This window comes from Streptomyces sp. NPDC001848 (assembly GCF_042891915.1).
GTDB lineage: Bacteria > Actinomycetota > Actinomycetes > Streptomycetales > Streptomycetaceae > Streptomyces.
The window spans coordinates 1-6,621 of the sequence record NZ_JBIATP010000040.1 but is presented as its reverse complement, the minus strand read 5'-3'; the positions used below and the strand labels follow the sequence as shown (position 1 = coordinate 6,621).

Genomic DNA, 6,621 nt, shown 5'->3' with positions numbered 1-6,621 from the left:
CGCGCACCCAGCCCCGAACCCTCAACCACACGCGCCAACAACCGCCCCGCCTGCTCCCCCAACGCCCCACCACTCCGCGCCGACAACACCCACGGAACAGGACCCTCGACAGCGGGCTCGTCCATCGGCGGCTCCGGATGACGGACCGGAGCCGCCTCCAGGATCACGTGGACATTGGTGCCGCTGTAGCCGAAGGACGAGACGCCGGCCCGGCGAGGGCGCCCGGTCTCGGGCCACGGCTGGTTCTCCGTCAGGAGCCGGACGTGCCCCGCGGTCCAGTCGACGTGGTGGGTCGGCTCGTCGACGTGCAGGGTGCGCGGCATGACACCGTGCCGCATCGCCTCCACCATCTTGATCACACCCGCGACACCCGCCGCCGCCTGCGTGTGCCCGATGTTCGACTTGAGCGAACCCAACCACAACGGCCGCTCCCCCGGCCGGTCCTGACCATAGGTCGCCAGCAACGCCTGCGCCTCGATCGGGTCACCGAGGGTGGTGCCGGTGCCGTGGCCCTCGACGACGTCGATGTCGGCGGAGGTCAGGCGGGCACTGGCCAGGGCGTCCTGGATCACCCGCTGCTGAGCGGGCCCGTTGGGCGCGGTCTGGCCGTTGGAGGCGCCGTCCTGGTTCACCGCCGAGCCGCGCACCACGGCGAGGATGCGGTGGCCGTTGCGTTCGGCGTCGGAGAGGCGCTCCAGGACGAGCACGCCGACGCCCTCGCCCCAGCCGGTGCCGTCCGCGGCGGTGGCGTACGACTTGCAGCGGCCGTCGGGGGCGAGGCCGCGCTGCCGGGAGAACTCGACGAAGACGCCGGGCGTCGACAGCACGGTCACACCGCCCGCCAACGCCAGGGAGCACTCACCGTTGCGCAGTGCCTGCACCGCCTGGTGCAGCGCCACCAGCGACGACGAGCACGCCGTGTCCACGGTGACGGAGGGGCCCTGCAGCCCCAGGTGGTAGGAGACGCGCCCGGAGACGAGGCTGCCGACGCTGCCGCCGCCGGGGTCGTAGTCGTGGTGGAAGGACCCGGCGAAGACCCCTGTGCGGGTGCCCTTGAGGGTCTGCGGGTTGATGCCGGCGCTCTCCAGGGCCTGCCAGGAGGCCTCCAGCATCAGCCGCTGCTGCGGGTCCATCACCAGCGCCTCGCGCGGGGCGATCCCGAAGAACGCCGGGTCGAAGTCCGCCGCGTCGTGCAGGAAGCCGCCGGAGCGGGTGTAGGTCTTGCCGGTGCTGCCCGGTTCGGGGTCGTACAGCGCCTCGACGTCCCAGCTGCGGTCGGCGGGGAACTCGCCGATCACGTCCTCTCCCTTGACGACGACGTCCCACAGCTGGTCCGGCGAGGACACCCCGCCGGGCAGTCGGCAGGACATTCCGACGATCGCCACGGGTTCGGTGCGGCGGCCCTCCAGGGCCTGGAGCCGGCCGCGCGTGGTGTGCAGCTCCTCGGAAACAGCCTTGAGGTACTTCAGCAGCTCTTCTTCGGTGGGCATGAGCTCACTCTCAACTCGGGTCGGTGGGCGATTCGTCGCCGGAGATGGAGATGCCGAGGCTGTTGGTGACGAAGTCGAGGACTTCCGCCGCGGTCGCGGATTCGAGGCCGGCCGGCACGTGTTCCTCGGCCCCCACTGCGGACTCCGCCGGTGTCCACGGCTCCGACATGCTGCGGAAGGTCTCGGCCAGCGACGTGCGCTGGGCGGCGGTCAGGTCCAGGGCGGTCAGGTGGTCCCTGATCCTGGTGAGGTCGGCGATGACGCGTTCGTAGGTCGGCCGTCCGGTCTCCTCGGCCGCGGCGGGTGGCGGGGCGAGGCGGTCGAGCAGGTGGTCGACCAGGGCGCTCGGGCTGGGATGGTCGAACACGGCGGTCGCGCTGAGCTTCAGACCGGTCCGGCTGTTGATCCGGTTGCGCAGTTCCACGGCGGTGAGCGAGTCGAAGCCCAGGTCACGGAAGGCGCCGTCGGCGGCGACCTGGCGCGGGTCGCTGTGCCCGAGCACCTGGGCCACATCGGCGAGCACCAGCTCGAGCAGTGTCTCCCGCCGCCGTTCGGCGGGCAGTCGGCCGAGCCGGCTCGTCAGGGACTCCTCCGCCGCCGCGGGTGCGGCCCCGGCCGCGGTCCGCCGGTGCGCGGAGGGCGCCAGGTCGCGCAGCAGCGCCGGGGCGGTGTCCGCGTGCAGGGCGCCGGTGTCGACGCGTACCGGGACGACGTTCGGTACGGCGGCGATGAGCGCCGTGTCGAAGGCCACCAGCCCCTCCTCGGCGGTGGTGGGCAGCAGTCCGGTGCGGGCGATCCGGTCGCGGTCGGTGGCGCCGAGACCGGCCGTCATCGCGCTGGTCGTGGTCCACATGCCCCAGGCGAGGGAGACCGCGGGCCGGCCGTCCGCGTGCCGGCGGGCGGTGAACGCGTCCAGGTAGGCGTTGGCGGCCGCGTAGTTGGCCTGGCCGGGCGAGCCCAGCACACCGGCCGCCGAGGAGAACACCACGAAGGCCGCCAGGTCGGCGTCCGCGGTCAGCTCGTGCAGATGCCGCACCGCGTCCGCCTTCGGCCGGAGCACGGTGTCGAGCCGCTGTGGGGTGAGGGACTCAAGGACGCCGTCGTCGAGGACGCCGGCGGTGTGCACCACGGCGGTCGGCGGGTGCTCGGCCGGGATGCCGGCCAGTGCCCGGGCGAGCTGGTCGCGGTCGGCGACGTCGCAGGCAACCGACAGCGCGGTCACGCCCGTGTCGAGCAGGTCCTCGGGCAGGGCCGCGCCGCTGCGGCTGAGCAGCAGCAGATGCCGGACGCCGTGCTCGGAGACGAGCCGCCGTACGACGAGCTGGGCGAGGGTGCCGCCGGCGCCGGTCACGATCACCGTGCCGTCGGGGTCGAGCGGCCGCGGGATCGTCAGGATCGCCGTGCCGGTGCCGCCCGGCGCGGCCAGGCGGCGGTAGGCCTCAGCGGCGGCCCGTACGTCGTGGGCCCGTACCGGCAGCGGCTGGAGCGCGGCCTGGCCGAACAGGGCGGCGAGGGTGGCGAGGTGCTCCTGCCGTCGGGCCGGGTCGATGTCGGCGAGGGCGACCGGTGCGGCGTCCGGGCGTTCGCCGTGGCCCAGGGCCGGGAGTTCCCCGTCGTCCGGTGCCGAGCAGCGTCCGGCCACGGCCAAGTACCGGCCGTCCTCGGCAAGCAGTGCGGTGGACGCCGCGGCGGTGTCTCCGCCCTGTGGATCGAGGACGAGGTCGAGGCCTGCCGGAATCCTCTTGGGAAACTCGTCGGCTTCCGGCTTCGCCAGGTGGGCGTCGTCCAGGCCCAGAGCGCGCAGCGCATCCCAGGTGTCGGCGGGAGCGGTGGCGTACACCTCGGCGCCGAGCTGGCGGGCGAGTTGTACGGCCGCCAGACCGATGTCCGTGGCGCCGACGTGGACGAGCACCTGCTGTCCGGGCCGCAGCGCGGCCACGTCCACCAGGGCGTGCCGGGCGGTGAGGAACGCGCGCAGGGCGGCCGCGGACTGGGCGAAGCTCCAGCCGTTCGGTATCGGCGCCAGGGAGCGGTGGTCGGTCACGGCCGTCGGGGACAGGGCGTCACCGTGCGGGAAGAGACCGAACACCCGGTTGCCGACGGCGAGTTCGGTGACGTCGGGGCCGACCTCCGTGACCACGCCGGCGCCCTCGGTGCCGGACGGGCCGACGGCGATCAGGTCGTCCGCGGCGATCCCGGCGGCCCGGATCGCCACGCGGACCTCGCCCGGACCCAGCGGCTCGGTGGCGTCCGGTCCCGCGACGAGCGCGAGGCCGTCCGGGTCGCCCGGAGCGGCGGCCCGGAGCCGCCAGGCGGGCGCGTCCGGCAGCGGCAGCAGCGCCGGGCCGGTGCGGGTCAGGCGCGGCGCGTACGGCTGCCCGTCCCGGACGGCGACCTGCGGTTCGCCGGTGGCCGCGGCCGCGGCGAGCGCCTGGTCCGACCGGATGTCGACGTCGACGAGCAGCAGCCGGCCGGGGTGTTCGGCCTGGGCGGAGCGCAGCATGCCCCACACCGCGGCGGTGACCGGGTCGGGCTGCTCCATGAGCGTTCCCCGGGTGACCACGGCGAGCCGTGCTTCGGCGTGCTCCGGGGCGGCGAGGAAGCGCTGGGTGAGCTCCAGCACCTCCTCCAGGCGGGCGCGGAGGTCGCCGCCCGGTGCGACGTGGGCGACGGTGAGGTCCGCCGGCACCGCTACCGCGCCGGCGGCCGGCAGAGCCCGCCAGCGCAGGTGGAGTCCGCCGTCCCGGTCCGGTGCCGCGACCGCGCTCATCGGCCGCAGCGCCAGCGCGTCCACGGTGAGCACGGGGCGGCCGACGGTGTCCACGGCGGACAGCGCGACGGAGCCGTCACGGGTCGCGGCGAGCCGTACCCGCAGGGCCGGTGCACCGGTCGCGTCCAGGGTCACGCCGGTCCACGAGAACGGCAGCAGGGGCTGCGCGCCGTCCGTGCCGTCCAGGGCGGGCAGGCCGAGGGCGACCGTGTGCAGGGCGGCGTCCAGCAGTGCCGGGTGGATCCCGAACCCGCCGGGCTCGGTGGGCAGTTCGACCTCCGCGTACAGCGCGTCGGCGGTGCGCCAGGCGGTGTGCAGACCGCGGAACGCCGGGCCGTATCCGTAGCCGCGCTCGGCCAGGCCGTCGTAGAACCCGTCCAGCGGTACGGGCTCCGCACCGGCCGGCGGCCAGGTGCCCACCGGGTCCGGCTGCGGGGCCGCGGGGGCCAGCACGCCCGCCGCGTGCCGCACCGGCGGGTCGGCCGGGGCGGCGGACGTGGGCGGTTCCGTCGAGGAGTGCACGGTGACCGTGCGGCGGCCCGCCTCGTCGGGGGCGCCGACGACAACCTGGAGGTAGACGGCGCTGCCGGCCGGCAGGGCGAGCGGCGTGTGCAGGGTCAGTTCCTCCACGACCGGGCAGCCGACCTCGGTGCCGGTGTGCAGCGCCAGCTCCAGGAAGGCGGTGCCGGGCAGCAGCACCGTGCCGCCCACCGCATGGTCGGCGAGCCACGGGTGCGCCTCGGGCAGCACCCGGCCGGTGAGGACCGTCTGCCCGTCGGGCAGGTGCACGGCGGCGCCGAGCAGCGGGTGCCGGGTGGCGCTCAGCCCGGCGGCCCGCAGGCCCACCGTGGTGTCGTCGGCCGCCTGCCAGTAACGCTGTCGCGCGAACGGGTAGCCAGGCAGCTCGACCCGGCGTCCGCCCGGCAGCAGCCGCTCCCACGCCACGGGCAGGCCCGCCGTGAACGCCCGGGCGAGCGCCCGGGTCAGGGCGAGCGGCTCGGGGCGGCCTGCGGTGAGCGCCGCCACGGCGACGTATCCGCCGTCGTCGAGGACCGTGTCGAGCGTGGCGTGCACCATCGGCGTCACCACGGCCTCCGGTCCCACCTCAAGGTAGGTGGTGACCCCCTGGTCGGCCAGGCACCGCACCCCGTCGGCGAACCGCACGGCCCGGCGGACGTGCTCCACCCAGTAGGCGGGGCTGCACAGGCGCTCGGGGTCGGCCAGGGCGCCGGTGACGTTGGACACGACGGGGATGTGCGGCGGCCGGAAGTCCAGGTCGGCGAGCACGTCGGCGAACTCGTCGAGCATCGCGTCCATACGGTGCGAGTGGAACGCATGCGACACCGACAGCCGGCGCACCCGGTGCCCGGCGGCCCGGAAGTGCTCGGCGACGGCCAGCACGGCCGGCTCGTCGCCGGAGACCACCACCGCCTGCGGGCCGTTGACCGCGGCGATACCGACCACGTCCGTCAGCGACGCCTGCTCCAGGTAGGCCTGGGCCTCCTGCTCGGCGACGGCGACCGCCACCATCGCGCCGCCCTCCGGCAGCGCCTGCATCAGCCGCCCGCGCGCCGCGACGAGCGCGCATGCGTCGGCCAGGGACAGCACGCCCGCCGCGCAGACCGCGGTGATCTCGCCCAGGGAATGCCCCATGACGTAGTCGGGCCGCACCCCCCAGGACCGCAGCAGCTCCAGCGTCGCGTACTCGACGGCGAACAACGCGGTCTGCGTGTACATGCTCTGGTGGAGCAGTTCCGCCACGCGGGAGTCGGCGTCCGCGAACACGACGTCCCGCAGCGGGTGTTCGGCGTACCCGTCGAGGTGGGCGTCGACTGCGGCGCACACCGCGTCGAACGTCTCCGCGAAGACCGGGTACCGCTCGTACAGCTCCCGGCCCATCCCGACCCGCTGCGACCCCTGCCCGGAGAACACCAGGGCCAGTCCGCCGGCTCCCGCCGCCCCGGCCTCGCCGACGACGGCGTCCGGTGTCTCGTCGCCGTGGGCCAGGGCGGCCAGCGCGGCGGTGAGCGTGTCAGGGTCGGCGCCGAGGAGCACGGCCCGGTGGTCCATCAGGGTGCGCCCGGTGGCGAGGGTGTAGCCGACGTCCCGGGGGTCGAGGCCGGGTTCGTCACCGAGTCGGTCGAGCAGCCGTTCCGCCTGGCGCCGCACGCCGTGGGCGGTCCGCGCCGACAGCACCCACGGGACCACCGGCGCGTCGGGCGCCGGGTCGGGTGCCGGGACGTTCCCGGGCGGGGCCTCGAGGATGACGTGGGCGTTGGTGCCGCTGATGCCGAAGGACGACACCGCGGACCGGCGCGGCCGGTCCAGCTCCGGCCATTCCTGCGCCGCGGTCAGCAGCCG

The 6,621-nt window shown here is 75.2% G+C and carries 2 protein-coding genes; both read right to left on the bottom strand.

Annotated elements, in window-relative coordinates; genetic code table 11:
• Positions 1-1,490, bottom strand: a 1,490-nt coding sequence (locus tag ACFYZJ_RS39265) for a type I polyketide synthase (RefSeq protein WP_388577167.1), incomplete at its 3' end; no start/stop codon positions are given.
• A gap of 10 nt (positions 1,491-1,500) precedes the next feature.
• Positions 1,501-6,621: SDR family NAD(P)-dependent oxidoreductase (locus ACFYZJ_RS39260; RefSeq protein ID WP_388577165.1), on the bottom strand; the 5,121-nt coding region annotated here is incomplete at its 5' end.